This is a genomic window from Nodularia sp. LEGE 04288 (genome assembly GCF_963896525.1).
Lineage (GTDB): Bacteria > Cyanobacteriota > Cyanobacteriia > Cyanobacteriales > Nostocaceae > Nodularia.
This window is the reverse complement of record NZ_CAWQOY010000104.1, coordinates 1-21,625: the sequence shown is the minus strand read 5'-3', so window position 1 is coordinate 21,625 and position 21,625 is coordinate 1. Positions and strand designations below refer to the sequence as shown.

Sequence of the window (21,625 nt, the reverse complement as noted above, 5' to 3'; positions counted from 1 at the left end):
CATCACAATAATAGCTAATTATCATCCATGTCTTTCGACAATCTCTGCAAACTGCTATCAGAAAAACACCCAGAAAAATTCGCCAGTTGGGTATTAGGCACACCGCAAACAGGTGCTACAGTCATGAAAACCGAATTGAGTATTGAACCCATCCGCGCCGATTATGTCACATTTTTACAACTAGAAGGCAGGATTTTACACTTAGAATTTCAAACAAAATTGGAGTCCACACCACCCCTACCTCTGCGAATGCTGGATTATTGGGTGCGGTTGTATCGGTTATATCGTTTACCAATCACACAAGTGGTAGTATTATTGCTTCCTCCCAAAGATGATAGTGAAATTGCTACAGCCTTTACAGTGGAAAACACTAGACACGAATATCGGGTAATTAAGATGTGGGAGGAAAACCCCGAACCATTTCTTCAAGACTCGGCATTATTACCATTAGCATCGTTAACAGCCACAAATCAACCCCAAACCTTGCTAGAACAAATTGTACAGCGAGTCAACCAAGTGGAAACAACACAACGACCGGAAATTTCCGCCTACACCCAAATCTTAGCGGGGTTAAAATTTAAGAAGGATTTGATTAGAAGATTATTTCGGGAGGGTATGATGCGCGAGTCAGTAATTTACCAAGAAATTCTCGAAGAAGGCGAACAGCGAGGGGAACAGCGAGAACGAAATCTGGTTTTGCGTCAACTCAATCGCAAAGTGGGAGAATTACCCCCAGGGATGCGTAAACAATTTGAAACTCTGACTTTGGAACAATTGGAAAATCTGGGTGAGGCTTTATTGGACTTTAACACTTTGTTGGATTTGGAGGCATGGTTAGCCAATAAGTAGAAACCCAACCCCAAGAAAACTAGGGATTCTTGGGGTTTGATCGGTTATTTGTGCGTATAAAAGACGACAAGAATGGTGCAAAGCCAGAGCGCTGCTTCCTTGCCCATATATTATTCAAAATGTACCCAAAAAAGATAAGATAAAGTAACTAAAATGCACCTACTATGCCAAAACGTCTTTTAGTAGTTGAATCTCCCGGTAAAGTTAAAAAACTCAGTCAAATTTTGGGTGCGGATTGGATTGTTCGCGCTAGTTGCGGTCACATCCGAGAACTGAGTAATGAGGGTGATGATTCTCTGGGATTCAATATGGATGGCGGCGTGGTAAAGTGTCATTATGTGCCTCGTGATCAACGGGCAAAAGAAACTATCCAGAAACTTAAGTCTGCGGTCAAACAGGTTGATGAGGTGATTCTAGCAACTGACCCAGACCGGGAGGGAGAAACCATTGCTTGGCATCTCAAAGAAGTGTTGGGATTGAAAGAACCCAAACGAGTGGTTTATACAGAGATTACGGCATCGGCGGTCAGGAATGCGATCGCTCATTCTAGAAAACTTGATTTAAACTTGATAGGTGCGGGATTATGCAGAGATTGCCTAGATAAGTTAGTCGGTTACAAAGGGAGTCCCCTAGTTTGGGCATTAAATAACGGTGCGAAAAGTGTTGGTAGAGTCCAAAGCGCTACATTACATCTGATTTGTCAGCGAGAAAGGGAAATTCAAGCTTTTGTCCCCCAAGACTACTGGAATGTTTGGGTAGATTACGCAGAAGGATTTCGGGCTTTTTACAAGGGTACAGCTAATTCTCCCTCAGATATTCCACAGCCAGAAACTGAAACTAATGATGATACAGCTACGACTAATAGCAAAGAAAAACCAGAATCTAAACGTGTTTTATCGGAAGCTGAAGCGACACGATTAGTTGCAGAAGCCCGGCTTTATCCTCATAAAATTATCCAGGTGGAAGGGAAAACCGTAAATCGTCAACCACCTCCGCCTTTTATTACTTCCACACTCCAACAAGCCGCCGGTTCCAAGCTGCGGCTTTCTCCAGATAGAACGATGCAGGTTGCCCAAAAGCTCTATGAAGCTGGGTTAATTACATATATGCGAACAGATTCGGTGATGCTAAGTCCGGAATTTTGCGCTAGTGCGCGTCAATGGTTAGAGCAAAATGACCCTCAAAATGTCCCGCAGCAACTAGCCAAACATCGGAGTAGTAAATCGGCTCAAGAAGCCCATGAAGCTATCCGTCCTACAGATGTTTTTCGTCCTTCAGTGGAATTGCGTGCAGAATTGCCATCTGATGAGTTTAACTTGTATGTGATGATTTGGAAACGCGCGATCGCATCTCAATGTAAAGCCGCCCAACTCCGCAAAACTCAAATCATCACCCAGTCAGGAAACCTGTTATGGCAAGCTAGAGGACAGGTAATTGAGTTCTACGGTTATGCTCGTTACTGGAATAATCTCAGTAAAGATTCAGATTTACCTGCGGTAAAACAGGGACAGGTGCTGACTCTAGAAAATGCCGGACATGAGCAAAAGCAAACCCAGCCACCACCACGCTACAGCGAACCCAAGCTAGTACAGGTAATGGAACGCAAAGGTATTGGTCGCCCCAGTACCTACGCCCCCACTGTCGCCACGCTCAAAAAACGGGATTATGTGCAGTTAATTAAAGACAACCTACAGCCTACAGCTTTGGGGTTAGAGGTTGATGATTTTTTACAGAAAGCTTTACCCGATTTACTGGAGGCCGAATTTACAGCTAAGATGGAAGATGCTTTAGATGCGATCGCTGATGGCAAACAAAATTGGCAGCAATATCTCAGTTGTTGGAATCAGGATTATTTTATACCCGCATTATCCAAAGCCAAGACCCTCGTTACAGGTGCATCAAATAGTAAAACTTTTCCCCAGCGTCAGTTTGAAGTTTCTAGAACTCGTTGCCCTGAGTGTAACAATTGTATGTCTAAGGTTCCCAGCACTAAGGTGAAGAAGAAATATTTTCTTAAGTGTACCAGTGGCTGTGAGAATGTCGTGCTGTTTTGGAGCGATCGCTCTAAATCTTGGTCAGCACCCCGCAATCAAGACAGTGAGCCAAAGTCTCCAGCCCAGATAACTTCACATCCCTGCCCTGTGTGTAAAAAGCCTTTAGAAGAGTACAGTTATACCAAGGATGGACAACAAAAAACCATGTTGCGATGTTCAAATCCTCAATCTCGCCAGGATAAAAAACATCAAGATGTCGCTTACTTTAACACAGCCAAAGGGTGGTGGAGTCCTAAATTTGGCGACTTAAAAAGCTAGTACCGCAAGGCGGAAGTCAAAAGTCAAAAGTCAAAAGTCAAAAAGCTTATAAAATGGGCTTTTCATGGATTTTGAATGGTCTGTTTATTTACGCAAACTTGTACTAGATAATGGTAGATAGTTGCTTAAAGTAATTAGATTGATGACTACCTACGAGATAATAAAAATGCTTAGTGAAATAGCCATGTATCATCAATGTCTTTCGACAATCTCTGCAAACTGCTATCAGAAAAACATCCAGAAACATTCGCCAGTTGGGTATTAGGGACACCTCAAACAGGTGCGACAGTCCTGAAAACCGAATTGAGCATTGAACCCATTCGCGCCGATTACGTCACCTTTTTACAACTAGAAGGCAGGATTTTACACTTAGAATTTCAAACTAAATTAGAATCCACTCCACCCCTACCTCTGCGAATGCTGGATTATTGGGTGCGACTGTATCGGTTGTATCGCTTACCAATCACACAAGTGGTAGTCTTATTACTTCCTCCCAAAGATGACATTGAAATTGCTACAGCCTTTACAGTGGAAAACACTAGACACGAATATCGGGTAATTAAGATGTGGGAAGAAAACCCCGAACCGTTTCTTCAGGATTCGGCATTATTACCCCTAGCACCATTAACAGCCACAAATCAACCCCCAATCTTGCTAGAACAAATTGTGCAGCGAGTCAATCAAGTGGAGACAAGCCAACGACCGGAAATTTCCGCCTACACCCAAATCTTAGCGGGGTTAAAATTTAAGAAGGATTTGATTAAAAGATTATTTCGGGAGGGTATGATGCGCGAGTCAGTAATTTACCAAGAAATTCTCGAAGAAGGCGAACAGCGAGGCGAAAAGCGAGGGCGACAAGAAGGAGAACAGAGGGGGCGAGAAAAAGGGGAAAGAAGTCTGGTTTTGCGTCTACTCACTCGCAAAGTGGGAGAATTACCCCCAGGGATGCGTGAACAATTGGAAAATCTATCGTTGGAACAATTGGAAAATCTGGGTGAGGCTTTATTGGACTTTACCAATTTGTTGGATTTGGAGGCATGGTTAGCCAATAAATAATTTGGTGTTGCTGAATCAAGTCATGAACTTACCTATTCAAGAGAATTCAGCAACGCTGATAATTTGGACTAAATTACGTCCTGTAGAACTCCACGGGTGTTTTTCCAAGCCCAAATACCAACAGTTGCTACTACTATACTCATTCCTACCAAAACAGTTCGTAAGCCGAGAACATCAGTTAAAGGGCCAGTAATTGCTAAGGGTGCAGATAAGGCAATATTGACGATATGATTTTGAAAACCAAATACTTTCCCGTGCATGGCGGGTGGTGTGCGCTGTTGAATTAAAGTTTGCATCGGTACGCCAATTAAAGCCGCACCTATACCCAAAAAGGCACTTAGTCCTAAAGCTAAAATTAGATTATGGGTGAAAGTGAACACCCCTAAAACCAAGGACATAATCAAAAATCCTATGAGGGGTAAAGGTTTGTGATGCAATTTATCTCCCCAGTGTCCCAAAATTGCAGCCCCAAATACCATACCCACACCGGCGGCGGCTAGGAAAAAGCCAAATTGTTTTTCTTTCAAACCAAAGTCGGCGGCTAATCTAATCGTCAACACCATTAAGGCGGCAAACACACAATATAAAGTGGTGAGTTGCAGCATAGCGTTTAATATCAAACGATTTTTAGTGAGATAGCGCAAGCCTGCTTTAAAATCAGCCCAAGGATGAATTCCAGGACAGCAATCATCGCCACCTAATTTGTTTTCACATTTGAAGTTAATCGGCTGTACGGCTAATGCCGATAATAAGTATAGTCCACCAACCACAACTTCTTGACCATAGCCGGCTCCTAACCAAGTTTTTGCCAAACTTAATATTGGCTCTCCAATGGCAAAACCGATAATTAAAGCTCCCATCATGGTGCTACTATACAGTGCATTGGCTGCCATGAAATTCTCTTTTCGTACCAAAACAGGGATAGCAGCTTGCTCTGCTGGAGCAAAAAACTGTGCCAAGGTGGAAATTGCAAAGGTCAATATCAAGAGAATAAAAAACTCCCGTGGTAAAAAGGCTATGAGCAGCATTAATAATGTCTGCAATACATTAGCGCCTACTAAAATGAACTTTTTAGAAAAGCGGTCTACAAAGATACCACCCGCAGAACCGAACAAAATCGCCGGTAATGTAAAGGCTAGCATCAAAGTTGAGTACATGGAGTTTTGGGCTAACCCAGCAGGCGGTTGATAATTTTCTAGCAGGGCTACCATTAAAACGAAGAAAACTTTATCTCCCAACTGGGACAACAGCTGCCCAATCCACAGGAGCATAAAAGCACGATTTTTTAGCAGGGCGCTAAATCCGTTATTGACAGCAGCAGGTTCAGTGGGAAACATTTATTCTGGGGATGGGGAATAGGGAGTAGGGAGTATGAAGTAGGGAGTAGGGGGAATAAGCAAATTAATATTTTCTCTGATCCTCCTTATCTGGTGATGTTCATAATTTTGAAGAAAGGAAATTTGAATTGTTTAATCTTCACTCCTGCTGAATCATTCTGTTTTCCGGATTAATTTGCTTCATAGCGTTTTATGAGCATCTGCAAGAATTCGGTTGCACTCAGGTGAACTGGAGGGGGAGAAATTTCCACAGATGGATCTACCCACCAACCTTTTACGGTTTGGGGCGATCGCCACATGGATAAATGCTCAACAGGTGGTTCTGCATAAAAATTATTATGTCCACCACCCAAGAACGAAGAACTCCAATGGGTGAAATAATCATGACTCATTCGATGAATAGGAAAGTTTCCCGCCAGTGGTACTCCCCAGCCATCGATCGCAATAAAGGCTTTGACATTACCCCCTAAGAGTTGCCAGGAGGACGCTGCGCCTATTGCGCCGACGACACCCGCACTAAAGCTAATGAAGATTACTGGTGATTTTAGATCATCTTGCAAGCGATCGCTTAAAAACTGCACAATGTGAAGTGATGACAAAGCTAATATACTGTCAGCCGGAAAAATCAGGATTTTGCCCCAGTTTTGTGCGCTTAAGCTATCATCAGCTGAAGATAAGCATTCTGATATAAAGTTCTCAGTTAACGCTGGCTCATGAATTCCAGGGCAAATGATTATACTCATTCGTCTTAATTAATCACAGTTTTTCAGTTATTTCTCACAAGTTTTGTATTCAATCAGACATGGTGAACAGTAATTCAGAGTAAACAGAGTGCCAACATAAATTTACTCAATTAATCAACCTTGCCTTTAGGATATATGAAAATTTCCCTCTCACACAAATCAAATGTGAACTCCAGAGTGCTAGAAAACTTATTTTTCAATACTCAGTAGCTAGTAATAACCCTAGTATGCCTTTTGATATATTCTTGTTAATTTTTTAGCTACCCTATCCCCCTGGATGGGATAATAAACTACGAGTTAGTAGTCCAATGGAGTTATTCCCTAGCTTTATTGATTCTCAACTCTGGTTTATATAGATTTATATTGAGGAAATCATTGTGGTTGCCACCCCAGAAAAACAGCAACACATCCACGAGCAATTATCAGGTAAAGACAGAGTTGCCGTCTTACTTATGGGCTACGGTGAAGTCGAAAGCTATGAAGATTTTGCTAACTATAACGAACAGGCTTTAAATCTACTGACTGCAAAATTCGCACCAGTACCAACCTGGATTTATCCCCCTTTAGCAAAGTTATTGGCGTTATTTGACCGCCATGAATGGGGACACACACACCATGATTTTATTTCCCCACACAATGCCATTTTTGAACAGCAACGTGCTGGTATAGAAAAGAACTTGCAAGCCAAATGGGGCGATCGCATCCAAGTTTTCAAAGCCTTTAACTTCTGTGCGCCTCACTTACCGGATCAGGTTCTCGCAGAAATTAAAAACCAAGGCTTCGAGAAAATACTGATTTACCCCTTATTGGTGGTTGATTCCATCTTTACCAGTGGAATTGCCGTTGAGCAAGTTAACAACGCTTTAGCTGACATTCCTGATGGCGAAGAACATTGGGTCAAAGCACAGCGTTACATCCCCTCCTTCTATAACGAACCAGCCTACATTGATTTGATGGCTAATCTAGTTGAGGAGAAGGTTAGCGCCGAAATAGGTGCAGCATACCTACCTTCTCAAATTGGTATTGTCTTAATGAATCATGGCTGTCCCCACAAAGCCAAAGGATTTACCTCTGGAATTACCGAAAGTCAGGCACTATATGATTTAGTCCGGGATAAGTTAATTAACCGCTATCCTTTAATTTCGGTGGGTTGGCTGAACCACGACACACCTTTAATTGAATGGACATTACCAAATGCCGAACAAGCTGCTAGTAACTTGATTCAATTGGGTGCAAAAGCCATCATCTTTATGCCCATTGGCTTTGCGACAGAAAACCACGAAACTCTATTAGATGTACACCACATCATTCATGCTTTGGCGAAAAAGCATCCCGATGTGAATTATGTCCAAATGGCTTGTGTCAACGACAATCCAGAATTTTTGGAAATGGCGGCTGAATGGGCAAATGCTCATATTGCTGAGTTAATGAATCAGGAAGCTATGGCGGTTAATCCCCAGTTGGCGGGAGGTCACCATCACCATCACCATCATTAGGTTTGGAACCTAACCCCCCAACCCCATTCCCTTGTAGGGAATGGGGAGAATTTAAAGCCTTTCTCCTTGCAGGAGAGAGGTTTTTCTGATACCACAGATCAAGTTTCGTTGTTAATCTAAAAGTAGCTAGAAGATTTGGTACAACAGTCTTCATAAGTAACAGTTTCAGGATGGAATGATGACACAACCTAACTTAACCCCGGCTATTGCTGTCAATATCCCAAATACGCTCACACTTCAAGTTTCCCATGAGCAATTCGTTGATTTGGCACTCGCTAACCGAGATTTACAATTAGAACGAGATGCTACGGGGGAGTTAATTATTATGCCACCCACGGGCAGTGATACCGGAAAAAGAAACTTGGATATAGCGGGACAACTGTGGTTGTGGAACCGTCAAACTAAATTAGGGGAAGCCTTTGATTCTTCAACAGGTTTTCGCCTTCCGAATGGTGCTAATCGCTCTCCTGATGCAGCTTGGGTAAGTAAACAAAGATGGAATGCTCTAACTTCAGAACAGCAAGAAACCTTTGCGCCAATTTGTCCGGATTTTGTGCTGGAATTACGTTCTAAAACGGACTCTCTAGAAAAGTTGCAAGCAAAGATGAGGGAATATATAGAAAATGGTGCTGGTTTGGGTTGGTTGATTGACCGCAAAAATCAACGAGTAGAAATTTATCGTCCTGGTAGAAATGTGGAAGTTTTAGATCATCCTGTTAGTTTATCAGGGGAAGATATTTTACCTGGGTTTGTGTTGGATTTAACTGAGGTTTGGAGTTGACTGGAATTTAAAGAAGTTGCTGAATTTTATTGACTGCATTGATTATCAGAGAGGATGTTTTTTCTATTTCTGCTTTGGTTGTAAATTTACCAATACCGATTATTAACGCTCCTTCAATCAGATTTTCTGCAAGATTCATCGCTTGTAAAACGTGAGATGATGCAACAACACCGGAAGAACAAGCCGCACCTGTGGAAATGGCTAATTGATGGCGAACTCTAGCAATAATCGCACTATTAGGAATATTCGGGATAGAAATATGTAAGTTACCTGATAAACGGTTGTTTAAGTCTCCGTTAATCACTAAATCAGGTATTTGTGATTGTAGCAAGTTTTGGAGTTGGTTTCGCAAAAGTGCGATCGCCTGTTCATCTTCCGATTCCTACAGGTTTAAAAATTCAAAAAAGACCGGTTACGACAGAAGTGTTGAATGTTAAGAAAAAGGCGATAAAAGTAGCCCAAAATTTAACATATTTTGGGCGAAGGATTAAACTAGTTTAGTTTGAGGGAGAATCCATGCACGGAAATGTCCTCCCCTGATATCTATCTTGTTTCTAATCAACTCCTCGCAACTTACGAGTATTTTCTACTAAACTCTGAGCAAATTTATCAAACCGTTCCGACAGCTTTTCATCCAACAGCTTTCCTTCCGGACTAAAAGCGCCCCAGGCTTGTCCAATGGCAATTTGCTCTGGTATAACCCAGCCATGTACCCATCTGACAATCAGCCGTAGCTCATTAAGTGCATTGCTATTAACTTGACCTCCTAATACACTCAGCACTCCCGTGACTTTATCAGAGAGTTCCTCAAAACTCATCAAATCTAAAGTATTTTTCAAAACACCACTCACACCGCCATGATATTCTGGTGTCGCTAAAATTAATCCATCAGCAGCACTGACGGTATCACGTAGCCGTTGAACGTCTGGGTATTCTGGATACTCTTTTCCACCATGACAAAATGGTAAGTTCAACTGCCGCAAATCCAAAATTTCTACCTCTGCACCGAGGGCTTCTACTCGTTGTGCTGCTACTTGTAAAGCGATTTGGGTGTAGGAATCAGGTCTTAAACTACCACCAAGTCCAACAATTTTTACCATAATTCACCCATCAACTAAATATTTTTCTACACCACCAGGATATATAAAAGGCGGAGTCATTACGATTTTATATTAGCGATTTATATTTTTATCGTCAATCAACATGATCCGAATGGGTGGCGATTCGCAGTCAAATATCTATAATTGTATATTATATAACTCTATTGACGATGATCTAATTTTTTGTCATTTCTCCCTGGCTGATAGCGTCATAATTGGAGAACTATTGAATAGTCAGGGGTGGAAACTGGGGAATAGCTTTGTCTAGAAGTTAGACTAGATGAGAAAATAGTGATTTCCAGTTATGGCAATTTTTGCTAGAAGAATAGGCATAAAACCAGCGCTCAGCTGATGCCAATAGACAAAGGGTAATTATTATGCAAAATTTCGGGAAAAAGGCATTGATAAAACAGCGTACAGCCGCCTTAGCAGCCAGTTTAATGATGTTGCCGGGTATTTTCATGGGTACTCCCGCCCTGGCGCAAAAAGTAGAGCGCGAATCTCTAACTTATGGTCAGTTACTCAATAAATCTAAGGCAGGGCAAGTCACAAAAGTAGAGCTTGACGAAACTCAACAAATAGCCAGGGTTTATCTCAAGGGACAAGAGCCGGATACACCACCAATAGAAGTTAGGCTTTTACAACAAAACACTGAGTTAATTAACACACTCAAAGAGCAAAACGTTGATTTTGGTCAGGTTTCCTCTGCTAACAGCACAGTGGCTGTGGGGCTGTTGATTAACCTGATGTGGATTTTACCACTGGTAGTGTTAATGTTATTGTTCCTGAAACGCTCTACCAATGCTTCTAATCAAGCGATGAACTTTGGCAAATCTCGAGCTCGTTTCCAAATGGAGGCCAAAACTGGTGTGAAGTTTGACGATGTAGCTGGGGTAGAAGAAGCTAAAGAGGAACTAGGAGAAGTGGTTACCTTCCTGAAGCAGCCCGAAAGATTCACGGCTGTAGGCGCACGCATTCCCAAGGGAGTTTTATTAATTGGACCTCCTGGTACTGGTAAGACTTTACTCGCAAAAGCGATCGCCGGAGAAGCTGGTGTCCCTTTCTTTAGCATTTCCGGTTCGGAATTTGTGGAGATGTTTGTGGGTGTGGGTGCATCCCGTGTGCGCGATTTGTTTAAGAAAGCCAAAGACAGTGCGCCATGTTTAATATTTATCGATGAAATCGATGCCGTGGGACGACAACGTGGAACCGGTATCGGTGGTGGTAATGACGAGAGAGAACAAACTCTCAACCAATTGCTCACCGAAATGGATGGTTTTGAAGGTAATACAGGCATTATTATTATTGCTGCCACTAACCGCCCAGATGTCTTAGATTCGGCATTGCTCAGACCAGGACGCTTTGACAGACAAGTGATGGTCGATGCACCAGACCTCAAAGGACGAGCCGAAATATTATCAGTCCACGCACGCAATAAGAAAATTGACTCCAGTATATCTTTAGATGCGATCGCCCGCCGCACTCCTGGTTTTACTGGTGCTGATTTAGCCAACTTACTCAACGAAGCCGCAATTCTTACTGCCAGAAGACGCAAAGAAGCGATCACCATCCTGGAAATTGATCATGCCATAGATCGAGTCGTAGCAGGGATGGAAGGCACAGCCTTAGTAGATAGCAAGAACAAGCGCTTGATTGCCTACCATGAAGTCGGACACGCCTTAATCGGCACATTACTCAAAGACCATGACCCAGTGCAGAAAGTGACACTCATTCCACGGGGTCAAGCACTAGGATTAACTTGGTTTACTCCCAACGAAGAACAGGGGTTAGTTTCTCGTTCTCAAATCAAAGCCAAAATTACCTCTACTTTGGGTGGTCGCGCCGCCGAAGAAATTGTTTTCGGTAAGCCAGAAGTCACCACAGGTGCTAGTAATGATTTGCAACATCTTACCGGAATGGCACGGCAAATGGTGACCAGATTCGGGATGTCTGATTTAGGACTATTGTCCTTAGAAAGTCAGAATAGCGAAGTATTTTTGGGACGGGACTGGATGAATAAACCAGACTTTTCGGAAAAAATTGCCGCCAAAATTGATTCCCAAGTCCGCGAAATTATCAACAATTGCTACCTGGAAGCAAAACAACTGTTGCAAGACAACCGCGCCGCCTTGGAATATTTAGTCGATTTGTTGGCAGACGAAGAAACCATTGAAGGTGAACGATTCCGCGAAATCGTGATGCAATATACCCAAGTTACTGATAAAACATTAGCTGCATCTCATTAGCAATACAAACTCAGCTCGCCCACGCGGGCTGAAGATTCTTCGGATTTGGGGTTTTTGAATGCTGATTAGAGGCATAGCGATGATCTCCTCTGATCAAAAAAATCCCCTCCCATATTAGCTAGGCAGATAAAAACAGCATCCTTCTGGGGTATATGAATCAAAGTTTCATACTCATCTCCGAAGAAAGAGGAAAGGGAAATAGGATTAATAGCAAAATAAATATGGTTGCTGCACAGATGAGAAAACAACAACCAAACAGGTGTAATTATGACTGTAGCGACAGACGAAGAACTCCAAGCTAAAGTTGTAGATAAACTTCACTGGGATGACCGTGTGAATGCAGCGAATGTTGGTGTAACTGTTGATCATGCCAAAGTCACCTTGCGGGGAACAGTACCTAGCTATCGAGCCAAAACCATAGCAGAAGAAGATACTAAAGAACTAGAGGGAATCATTGAGGTAGTTAATCATTTACAGGTGGAGTATCCTGCCTCAATTCCTATTCCCATAGATGACGAAATCGCCTCAAATGTGGCAAATGCCCTGACTTGGGACCCCGATATTGATGCCAACAAAATTGATGTTAGCGTCATTGGTGGATTGCTGACTATGCGAGGTACAGTAGACGCTTATTGGAAGAAATTTCAGGTAGAAGATATAGGTTACGGCATTACCGGGGTAATTGATATTATCAATGAACTAGCAGTTGTGCCTACTAAAAGACCTGAAGATGAGGAAATTGCCAGAAGCATTGAAAACGCTTTGGAGCGCAATAGCTTTGTAGAAGCTGAAGATGTCAACGTCGTAGTGGAAAATGCCAGAGTCACCCTCACAGGCTTTGTTCCGAATTGGGCAGCCTGGAGAGCCGCACATAACGCCGCTACCTATACCAAAGGAGTGATTAAGGTAGTGGATGGATTAGCTATTCGTTACCTAGAGGAACAAGAATTTTTAACTGAAGATTAAATTTATCAGACATTTGCTGACAAAGAATGTAGAGATATTCCATGGAACATCCCTACAGGCGTTTGAGAAAAAGCATATTGAATTTATGTCCATGTTTATTGGATAATTGGACAGATTCTATCTTCTTGCTTACCTGGTTTATTGTGCCATCCAGCAAGTAATTCGCCAATTTCCGAACGTAAAGTCAGCAACTGAGTAATTTGGCTATCAATCTGTGAAAGTTTGTCTTCTAACTTTTCTTTAATTTCGCCACAGGGGGGTTGTCCTTGGTCATAGACTTGAAGAATATCTCGAATCTCTTCCAGACTCAGACCTAAACTTTGCGCCCTTTTAATGAAAGCTAAACGAGTCAGCACATCCGTAGAGAATTGACGAAAACCTCCCTCTGTGCGTCCTGATGATTCTACTAAACCTAAACTTTCGTAATAGCGAATTGTCCTGATCGAAATTCCGCTTAAATTCGTGACTTGACCAATTAAAAACAGTTTTTTATCCTGAGTTAACACGGCAGACTTCCCTAACTCTTGTGTTTATTATGACATATTTCATCAATAGCTAACAGAGCTTAAGTAGGTAGGGGAACACCAACAAATAAATTACCCAAAAATTGTAGGGTGGGTATAGCCCAAGGGGCATGGCTTCGCTAAAGCGCAGCGTAACCCACCATAAACTTCAGGATAATAGTGGGTTACTTAGAGATGAGCAAAATATTAGGGTCAGTAGCTGAAATTTTTAATTAATTAGAGATTATACTCAGTTTTCATTGTTCAAATATATATACTGAGTCAAGAACAGCCTATCTTAAAAGTTTTTTAATTGACAAAAAAAGACATTTTTAGAATATTTATTTCAGAGTTCATCTGGGGAATTTGATCAATTAGTTGTGAAACTATATTTCCCAGTAATAAAAGTAACTGTTTTTTTATGATTATCATGTTACTTCTAGATTAACCGCTTCACTTCAAGTGAAACTCTGAAAATGAATGTTAATTTGCAGAACCTTAGCTCAACCCACAAACCGAGAATCTTTAATAATCCTGAACGTTTTATTGAGGGATGGTACTGGGTGATCCCATCAAAAAATCTGCGGGTCGGAGAGGTAAAGCCTGTCACAGTTTTGGGGAGAGAATTAGCGATTTACCGTGGTAAAGATCAAAGAGTCGTGATCGTTGATGCTTACTGTCCGCACATGGGCGCTCACCTAGCTGAAGGAAAAGTTGAGGGTAACGAACTGCGTTGTTTTTTCCATCATTGGAAGTTTGATGCTCAAGGATTTTGTGTTGATATTCCATGTTTAAATGAGCCTATTTCCGTCAAATTAAAAACTTGGCCTAGTGATGAAAAATATGGGCTGATTTGGGTTTGGACTGGAGCAATACCCAAACAACCCTTACCCTTTGTTTTGGAGTTAGAAAACAAGGAATGTGATGTGGTCTTTGGTGATTATTTATTGGTGAACTGTCACCCGAATACGGTGATGATTAATCCGATTGATGCTCAACACATGAATACAGTTCACAAATTAACATCAGAAATTTATTTGGAAAAACAGGAAATCAATCAGAATGCTATTATTTTCACGAATACTAAACCTAACACTGGAAAGTCATTTTTAGAGAAGCTGCTCCGTCCCTTCTGTAAAAATAATGTTTACAATATTTGCTATTGGTACGGTAGCACTAACATAGCAACATTTGGGACTGATGGCTTCCATGTTCACGTTATTTCTGCCGTGCGCCTGCTGGAAGGGGGAAAATCGGAAGTTCAGGTGATGCTGATTAGTCAGAAACGTCAGGGAATTTTAGGTTGGTTATATAATCGAGTTGTGCTGTGGCTGATGAAAATTGTGGGGATAAATTTTGTTCAGGATGATCTGAAGATTTTTCAGACAATTAAATTTGATTTGAAAAACCCCATCAAGTCAGACCAGTCAATTATGCAGTTTGTCAACCATCTGGAAAGACAAAAACCTCTAATGTTGAAAACTTGGCAGTTAGCGCGATCAAAAAATGTCGAAGTGAAAGAAACCCGTGAAAAATGGCAGGATACAAAGTCTAATGATTGATAGCTATCTGGTGAACAAAAATGTAGAGGTTTTTTATGCTGAGTCTCTACAAGGGTGATGGATAATGCATATTTGATTTTCGCAGATGTCTAATAAAAATGAAGTGGCAAAGCCACTTCATAATTCCCAGGTAGAACCTAAAAATGAGTATAACGACTATCCAAATTATAAATAGTATAAATTAACACTGATTTATTTAATTTTTCTATTCACTGTGCTGTCTGGGTGAGAAAAACGGAATTTATATCAGGCAAATAACTATATATGTAGCAACTTTTTCCATCGGTTTCATCGCCCAAAAACACCACATAAGCTTTAAAATCGCCGTTGAAACTCGACTACAGCCCGACTATCATCGTCTAAATTTGTGGAAGCACGCAAACGAATTTCATCATTGATGCGGTAATTTACACCCCACTGAAATGGGTCATTTGCTGTCAAAATTTTGATACTGGAAAGAGAAACTTTGGGAGAAACGTCAATCCCCGCCTCCGCAGCCAATTCCAAGCTGGAGGAACTGCTTCTTCCCGCTTCGGGATTATTAGAAACAATTGTGGGAAATATCCGCAGTTCACTTAAACCGACAGCACTACCAATCTGGCTAAAGGCTGACTGAAAGTTGCTGAATACAGCTGAACCGGCAATGTTAATCAGACCCAAGGTGCTATCTCCACCGCCTTGTCCATCTGCAAACCCACCTCCTAACAAAGCGACAATTTCAGTTTCTGAACGGCTGGGACTGCTTGTGAGTTCCAGTGTTTCATTGATTTGACTGGCAAAACCTTGGACATTTGCTTCTACTTGTACACTTTCTAAGGCTGCTAACCCGGCAGTATTGGCCCTGGTAAAATCACTACTCTGAACGACATCTAGTACTTTGGCGATTAACCGCACATCTAATTCGGGGTCACGGGGTTGGTTGGCTCTAAAGGTGGCTGTATGTTTGTAACCACGAGCGAGGTTAAACTGTGTAGTAAATAAATTTACTCCGCCTGCCTCTAGGTTGATGGTACCATCGGGTATTGGTTCGGCAAAGGAGCCGTTAACGGTGAGGTTACCTGTGGCTCGAAAGCTGAGAATAGGTGGATTATTGACTTCTACGTTTTTACCAAGTTCTATATCTAAATTATTAAACATCACATTTGCATCCCCGCCATCAGGTTGAATCTGCTTGTTGGCTGTTGTTCGCGTAGCGTCTCGGACAGAGGATGACAAGCCATTACTATTTACAGGTTGCTCTGGGTTGGCAGTATTTGCAAGTAAAACCTGACCATCGAATAAATTCACTTGACCGCCAATTTCTGGATTTAGGGCAGAACCTGTAATCTGTAAATTGCCACTAGCACCTCCTTGGTACAAGCCTTTAAGATTCAAAGCTAGCTCATCGACGTTAACAGTCAGGGGATTTTCCTGATTTGCTGGTCCGTTATTAAAGATGGGAATTTCTCCCGATGCTACGACATTACCTCGGCTAAACCGACCCTCCAGGTTTTCTACTAAAATACGGTCAAAATCAAACAGCACTTTTCCTGTAACACGTCTGATTTTTTCTGGTAAAGCCTGGGCGGTAAAGGTAGCATTATTCAGGGTGGCAATTCCATTGACTATCGGCTTTTCGCTGGTTCCGCGCACTTGAATGTCTACGTCTCCTTCACCCTTCTCAAAGGTTACCTGATTAGTCAAGAGATTTAATATTGCTAATCCCTCATTTTGTACCTTGATATCCAAAGTAATTTCATTGTTTTCTGGTGCTACAGAAGCAAAAGGTAACTGATAGGGAATATTACCAGTAATATTCACGGGTTCTGTTTCCACAACCGAGACAATGCTGCCAAAGTTGAAGCGCCCATTAGCATAACTGAAACTGGCTTTGGCTAACTCAACTGGCTGCTGATTCAATGTTCCTTCTGTAATTTCCAACTGCCCTTTGCTTTGGGGATTGGCAATGCTACCTGCGATTGCGGCTGTACCATTGAGATTACCTGAAATTCCCACTGGGAGATTAACAAAATTACTCAGTAATTCTATGGGAAAATTGCTCACCCGCAACTGACCAGATTGATCATCACCGCCAATATTACCAGCGAAGGTGAGACGGCTATTTTCTAACTCTATTCGTAATGGTCGTAATTGCAAAATGCCATTTTCAAACCTGCCTTGGGCAAGTATATTATTGGCAGTATAGAAACGATTAGTTTCTGTTTCTTGACCCCAGGTAAAATTTTGACCGTTCAAATTAAATTGCACTGATAGGCCGTTAGCTGTGGCAGTATCTACAGCAATTTCTCCGTTAAAAGTCCCTTGTAAGTCTGCTAAGTCTGGGATGGGATTGGATTCGCGCCGTTGTTGTTCTTGTGCCTCTAGCTGGGCATCAATTTCATAAAAGCGTTTGAGTTGGGTTAATAAAGGCTGTTCCGGTAATCCACGAGGTTGAGTGACTAGATCCGTTGCTGTGCCGTAGGTGGGCGGCTCTGCGCCGCGTTGAAAATCTTGTAATTCAAATATCTGCGCTACTGTCAGCACATCTTGGATATTACCCTGATTGATATTCAGTTTGCCTTGTAGTTGCGGTCCTTGGGGGGTTTGACCAAAATTGCCAGCAAAGGCATAACGACTGTCGCCTTTGACAAATTCGCTGCTGGTGAGTGTAGCTTGACCATCACTGTAACGGAATTCCGCTGCTAGGCGATCGCCTGTAATCCGGCCAATTTCTGGTGAGGCGATCGCTAAATTCCCAGTTGCAGCCAATGTCTGCTGATTAACCAGCACATCCCCAGTTAACGACCCAGCCACCGTACCCCCACCTAAACGCAGGTCTGGCGGTGGTGTGAGATTTAAAATCTGTAAAGGAAAGTTGGCGACTTTAATCGCCAAATCATCGCCTTGGGCTTGACCTGTAGCGAATGCTTCTTGGCGCTGCACGAGGAACGATTGGGGACGATTTTGGGCATCGAGGTTTAAAGCAATCCTGTCTCGATTACCTCTCAAATCTAAATTTAAACCTTGATTTGTTGCCGACCGGATATTTCCCGTTAACAAAGGCTCAAAAGCAATATCTTGGACAACTAAATCGCGTAACCCAATTTTTCCTGTGACATTGGGTAAAGGCAGATTACCAGTAATTTGTCCGTCAAAATCGACATTTCCCGCCACAGCAAACTGATTCGGCAGATTAATTGGTAACTGTTGTAAATTGTAATTCTGTGCTTGGACGTTGAGATTTAACTGAGTAATTTCCGGGATAGCTGCGGTCTTCGCATTCGTTAAAATGTCACCACTGATATTTAACCCAGTCGCTATAGCTTGTTCGATCGCTATTTTTTCCCCAGTCCAAGTGAGTGCGGCAATCAACGGTTGCTCCAGACCGGGGATACCTTGAGATAATTGTACTTGTCCAGCGGCACGCACATCAGCTAATTTGGCAGATCCCAAAATGCCAGCCACCTGCAACTTACCGCCCAAATCACCCCGTAACTGCTGATTGAAGCGATTTAATTCCACCCCCGCCGCATCCACTACAGCCTGATAGCGACCATTAGCCAGTTGAATATTAGAGGCTGTAATCGTTCCCCCGGCAACATTTAACCGTCCCTGACCACTAGCTTGAATAGTTTCTGGACTGAAAGACTCAACCGACCCCGCTACATTCAATTGACCAGTTAACCCTCCCCGAAATTGTGGTGGTACTGCTACCAACTGTTGCAAAGGAAGATTATTCGTTTGCACTTGCGCTTGATATCGACCATTAGCCAATTGAATATTAGAGGCTGTAATCGCACCACCTGCCACGTTAAGCCGTCCCTGACCAGTGGCTTGGAGGGCTTCTGGACTGAAAGATTCCACCGAGCCTGCAACCTTAAATTGACCAGTTAACGCCCCTTTAAATTGTTCTGGAACTGCTGCCAACTGCTGTATAGCGAGATTATTGGCTTGCACTTGGGCTTGATATAGACCATTAGCTAATTGGATATTCGAGGCTGTGACAGTTCCACCTGCCAGATTCAGCCGGGCTTCACCAGTGCCGCGTAAGGTGTTGAGTCCCAAATTTTCTGTGTTCCCGGCGATTTGAAATGTACCCGCCAAGGGATTATCCAAAGCCGGGGGAGATTCTTTCAAGATGCGTCCTAAGCGGACATTATTAGCCACCAGTTGCGCCGAAAAGTTTTGGTTTTGCAAATCGACACGAGAAACGGCAACTGTCCCACCACCAATGTTTACGCCTGCGCCCTCAGTGCGAATCGTAGCAATTTTAAATGGTTCGGCGCTCCCTTCCAGAATGACACGACCATTAAATTCTGCCCCTGCTAAAGAGATATTTTGCAGTTGGTTTTGGTCTACAAAAGGTGTCAAACCTACCCCAGAGGCTTGGGCGACGGCTTGCCAACGCCCTTTAGCAAAACTACCAGAACCTCGCACCATCCCACCACCGACATTCAACGCCACATTGCGGAAGGCGAGGGTACGGTCTGCGGCGATCGCAGTTTCACCAGTACCTGCATAGGTGGCTTCCGGGGCTTGCCATCTGACAATAGTTTGGACGTTATTTGCTATACCTGTTAATTGAGCTGTGGCGGAAACAGTACCGATTTGGATTGGGGGTGTGGTTTCATAAAGTTTAGCTACAGCATCCCCGGAAATATTCTTGGCTGCAAAATTAAAATCTAATTGGGGGGTTGTTCCTAGATTGATTTTACCAACCCCCGTAATTTCTCCACCAACTGCGGCTTTGCCCTGAATGTCTCTGAAACTGATTAAATCAGCATTAGGAGCAAATTCAAACTTAGTTGTAATATTATTGAAATTAATTTTATCAATTTGGGCTGTTTTAATCGTGCCAATTGTGCCGGAGAGAATCGGTTTGGTAATGGGGCCAAGCATTTGCAAGTTAGCTTGTAATTCCCCATTTACAGGTACTGGCGCTTTAATCTTCAGAGTTTCTAGAGTATTAGCCACACTCACGCCATTGACGCGCCCTGCCAATTTATAGCCTGTTTGCGGGTCGATAATGCCTGTAGCCACCAAAGGAATTTTACCGTAACTACCAACAATATTATCTAGCTGTACTTCCGTTCCCTGGAAGCGGATTGCCCCTTGAGTATTCAGAAAAGCTTGGGGTACATTGGGAATTTGCAGCGTTACCCCTTGTAAGTCAGCATTGCCAAATAATAGAGTCGGCTGTTCTGGTCTGAGTTGAATCTGCAAGTTGCCATTAACTCTACCCGCCTGTAAGTCGAAGGGTAACTTAATCAGGTCGGTAATTTTAGCAGCTAATAAATCTTGCGATCGCAGTTGTAATTTAGCTGCTAATGTTTTGGGGACGAGTTCTCCTTGAATCGCAATACTGCCCTCACTATCTGCTTCACCCCGCACGTCAAACTTCACCAGCTGGTTTTTTTCTAGCAGTTGGGCTGTACCGTTGACTTGTGAAAATGCTACAGGGGTTTTATCTGTGACTTGCGCCATCAAAACCAACTTGCCATTACGAAACCGGAGTTTGTCTAAATCAGTTTTAATCAGACTTGGTTTACCAGGCGGGGCAATTTCAGTCGTAATCCAGCGCCCTTGATTATCTTGTTCAATGTAAATATCTGGGTTAATTAATGTCACATCCAGCTTTAATTGACGCTGAAAAATTAATTGCCACGGGTTAAAACCCACTTCTACAGCATCAACCACTGCCCGATCTGAATCTGTAGGTGTTGCGGGGATAGTTGAAGCCCCAAATTTTACTCCTGTCAAGGAAAAGCCTGTAACTTCTCCCAAATTTACCGGACGGTTGAGTGTGTTCGTGATGCCGCTTTGAGCTAGAGGTGTTAATTCTTGTTGCACAAAACTCCTCAACCGCCAAATACCGCCGGCTATTCCCACTAGCAAAAGTCCGCTCAGGGCAATGCCACCGCGACTCAAAGCCATGCACCACAAAGGCTTGTGGGCGGAGGAATTGGAATGGTGATCTTCATTAGGAGATTTAGTCATGTGGTTTCGCTTATGGCTTGGTGTAGCTGGCTGACTACTAGCAGTAACTGACAAATATGATGGTGATGCTTATTCCAGGATACAGACCTATTTTAGATTTTGGGATATGAAATTCTTGAGTTCAAAGTTCCATTTTCTCCTGCTTGCTACCTCAATAGTTATTGATGCTGGGAAAAAATTTGCATAAAGTAAAAGTTGTAGCTGTGTGTTTTCCTGATGTACAGTCTCAAATTTTAATAGTATAGGTAGATCGCCAAAAAGTAGGACAGATGATTTCACCAATGCGTGTTTTTGTGTTAATTTTCAATGCTCACACAGAAAATGAGGGGATTCACTCAATTCGGGTGGCAGATACTTCGGCATCGCAGCCAGGGGCTGTACGCAATAAAATTTTGATGTTCGAGTCAGAAGATGACGCTCTCCGCTTTGCCCTGTTACTCGAAGCTCAAGATTTTCCTACCCCTACAGTGGAAATGCTCGATGCTGAGGAAATTAAGGGGTTTTGTGAAAGTGCTGGCTATGAATGGGAAATTGTTCCGGCCAACAGCGATTTAATTTTACCCCCAGAAATGAATTTGGCAAATACTGACTGGCAACCTGAAGGTCAAGAGGAGGAGACTGATGAGGATAGTTACCGTTCTAATGAAGTGCCATCAGCTGCACCAGAAATGTCTGATTCTGAACTAGAAAATATGCGC

15 protein-coding genes are annotated in these 21,625 nt (G+C 42.6%); 9 read left to right on the top strand and 6 right to left on the bottom strand.

What is annotated here, in order from left to right; genetic code table 11:
- Nucleotides 1-27 precede the first annotated feature (27 nt).
- From AACX33_RS10880 to AACX33_RS10870, 3 genes are all read left to right on the top strand, one after another.
- Nucleotides 28-849: a DUF4351 domain-containing protein gene (locus AACX33_RS10880; RefSeq protein ID WP_193999176.1), complete on the top strand. Its 822-nt coding sequence runs from the start codon at nucleotides 28-30 to the stop codon at nucleotides 847-849.
- A 164-nt stretch (nucleotides 850-1,013) separates the two neighbouring features.
- Nucleotides 1,014-3,161 (top strand): type I DNA topoisomerase, encoded by a 2,148-nt coding sequence (gene topA, locus AACX33_RS10875; RefSeq protein ID WP_193999178.1) that lies wholly within the window; start codon nucleotides 1,014-1,016, stop codon nucleotides 3,159-3,161.
- A gap of 195 nt (nucleotides 3,162-3,356) precedes the next feature.
- Nucleotides 3,357-4,217, top strand: a complete 861-nt coding sequence (locus AACX33_RS10870) for a DUF4351 domain-containing protein (protein ID WP_193999180.1) — start codon at nucleotides 3,357-3,359, stop codon at nucleotides 4,215-4,217.
- 68 nt (nucleotides 4,218-4,285) lie between these two features.
- Here the strand turns inward: AACX33_RS10870 and AACX33_RS10865 are convergent, their stop codons facing one another.
- On the bottom strand, nucleotides 4,286-5,554 hold the full coding sequence (locus AACX33_RS10865) for an MFS transporter (protein ID WP_193999182.1): 1,269 nt from the start codon (nucleotides 5,552-5,554) through the stop codon (nucleotides 4,286-4,288).
- A 170-nt stretch (nucleotides 5,555-5,724) separates the two neighbouring features.
- Entirely contained in the window at nucleotides 5,725-6,297 is a 573-nt protein-coding gene (locus AACX33_RS10860; RefSeq protein ID WP_193999184.1) for a hypothetical protein, read from the bottom strand.
- 377 nt (nucleotides 6,298-6,674) lie between these two features.
- On the opposite strand from AACX33_RS10860, the gene AACX33_RS10855 reads away from it, so the two are divergent.
- Together AACX33_RS10855 and AACX33_RS10850 are read left to right on the top strand one after the other, a co-directional pair.
- Nucleotides 6,675-7,793: a ferrochelatase gene (locus tag AACX33_RS10855; protein ID WP_193999186.1), complete on the top strand. Its 1,119-nt coding sequence runs from the start codon at nucleotides 6,675-6,677 to the stop codon at nucleotides 7,791-7,793.
- 178 nt (nucleotides 7,794-7,971) lie between these two features.
- Nucleotides 7,972-8,574, top strand: a complete 603-nt coding sequence (locus AACX33_RS10850; protein WP_193999552.1) for a Uma2 family endonuclease — start codon at nucleotides 7,972-7,974, stop codon at nucleotides 8,572-8,574.
- A gap of 7 nt (nucleotides 8,575-8,581) precedes the next feature.
- Here the strand turns inward: AACX33_RS10850 and AACX33_RS10845 are convergent, their stop codons facing one another.
- The gene (locus AACX33_RS10845; RefSeq protein WP_227789015.1) at nucleotides 8,582-8,926 is read right to left on the bottom strand and encodes a hypothetical protein; all 345 of its coding nucleotides are present in this window, start codon (nucleotides 8,924-8,926) and stop codon (nucleotides 8,582-8,584) included.
- Nucleotides 8,927-9,128: 202 nt separating this feature from the next.
- Nucleotides 9,129-9,674, bottom strand: a complete 546-nt coding sequence (locus tag AACX33_RS10840) for an NADPH-dependent FMN reductase (RefSeq protein WP_193999188.1) — start codon at nucleotides 9,672-9,674, stop codon at nucleotides 9,129-9,131.
- 377 nt (nucleotides 9,675-10,051) lie between these two features.
- Here AACX33_RS10840 and ftsH point away from each other — a divergent pair, with 377 nt between their 5' ends.
- Together ftsH and AACX33_RS10830 are read left to right on the top strand one after the other, a co-directional pair.
- Entirely contained in the window at nucleotides 10,052-11,920 is a 1,869-nt protein-coding gene (gene ftsH, locus AACX33_RS10835) for an ATP-dependent zinc metalloprotease FtsH (RefSeq protein WP_193999191.1), read from the top strand.
- 267 nt (nucleotides 11,921-12,187) lie between these two features.
- Nucleotides 12,188-12,886 carry a BON domain-containing protein gene (locus AACX33_RS10830; protein WP_193999193.1) on the top strand — a complete coding sequence of 233 codons (699 nt, stop codon included), beginning with the start codon at nucleotides 12,188-12,190 and terminating at the stop codon, nucleotides 12,884-12,886.
- 95 nt (nucleotides 12,887-12,981) lie between these two features.
- Here the strand turns inward: AACX33_RS10830 and AACX33_RS10825 are convergent, their stop codons facing one another.
- A complete protein-coding gene (locus AACX33_RS10825; protein WP_193999195.1) occupies nucleotides 12,982-13,392 on the bottom strand; it encodes a MerR family DNA-binding protein in 411 nt (136 codons plus the stop codon).
- Nucleotides 13,393-13,865: 473 nt separating this feature from the next.
- Between AACX33_RS10825 and AACX33_RS10820 the strand changes: the two genes are divergently transcribed.
- Nucleotides 13,866-14,951 (top strand): aromatic ring-hydroxylating dioxygenase subunit alpha, encoded by a 1,086-nt coding sequence (locus tag AACX33_RS10820; RefSeq protein ID WP_193999197.1) that lies wholly within the window; start codon nucleotides 13,866-13,868, stop codon nucleotides 14,949-14,951.
- A 315-nt stretch (nucleotides 14,952-15,266) separates the two neighbouring features.
- Here AACX33_RS10820 and AACX33_RS10815 read toward each other — a convergent pair whose 3' ends face one another.
- Nucleotides 15,267-20,927 carry a translocation/assembly module TamB gene (locus tag AACX33_RS10815; protein WP_193999199.1) on the bottom strand — a complete coding sequence of 1,887 codons (5,661 nt, stop codon included), beginning with the start codon at nucleotides 20,925-20,927 and terminating at the stop codon, nucleotides 15,267-15,269.
- A gap of 269 nt (nucleotides 20,928-21,196) precedes the next feature.
- Here AACX33_RS10815 and AACX33_RS10810 point away from each other — a divergent pair.
- Nucleotides 21,197-21,625: DUF3110 domain-containing protein (locus AACX33_RS10810; protein WP_227789014.1), on the top strand; the 429-nt coding region annotated here is incomplete at its 3' end.

Coding starts and splice junctions, on each gene's coding strand:
- AACX33_RS10880 (WP_193999176.1), top strand. CDS start 28: ATGTCTTTCGACAATCTCTGCAAACTGCTATCAGAAAAACACCCAGAA.
- topA (WP_193999178.1), top strand. CDS start 1,014: ATGCCAAAACGTCTTTTAGTAGTTGAATCTCCCGGTAAAGTTAAAAAA.
- AACX33_RS10870 (WP_193999180.1), top strand. CDS start 3,357: ATGTCTTTCGACAATCTCTGCAAACTGCTATCAGAAAAACATCCAGAA.
- AACX33_RS10865 (WP_193999182.1), bottom strand. CDS start 5,554: ATGTTTCCCACTGAACCTGCTGCTGTCAATAACGGATTTAGCGCCCTG.
- AACX33_RS10860 (WP_193999184.1), bottom strand. CDS start 6,297: ATGAGTATAATCATTTGCCCTGGAATTCATGAGCCAGCGTTAACTGAG.
- AACX33_RS10850 (WP_193999552.1), top strand. CDS start 7,972: ATGACACAACCTAACTTAACCCCGGCTATTGCTGTCAATATCCCAAAT.
- AACX33_RS10840 (WP_193999188.1), bottom strand. CDS start 9,674: ATGGTAAAAATTGTTGGACTTGGTGGTAGTTTAAGACCTGATTCCTAC.
- ftsH (WP_193999191.1), top strand. CDS start 10,052: ATGCAAAATTTCGGGAAAAAGGCATTGATAAAACAGCGTACAGCCGCC.
- AACX33_RS10830 (WP_193999193.1), top strand. CDS start 12,188: ATGACTGTAGCGACAGACGAAGAACTCCAAGCTAAAGTTGTAGATAAA.
- AACX33_RS10820 (WP_193999197.1), top strand. CDS start 13,866: ATGAATGTTAATTTGCAGAACCTTAGCTCAACCCACAAACCGAGAATC.
- AACX33_RS10815 (WP_193999199.1), bottom strand. CDS start 20,927: ATGACTAAATCTCCTAATGAAGATCACCATTCCAATTCCTCCGCCCAC.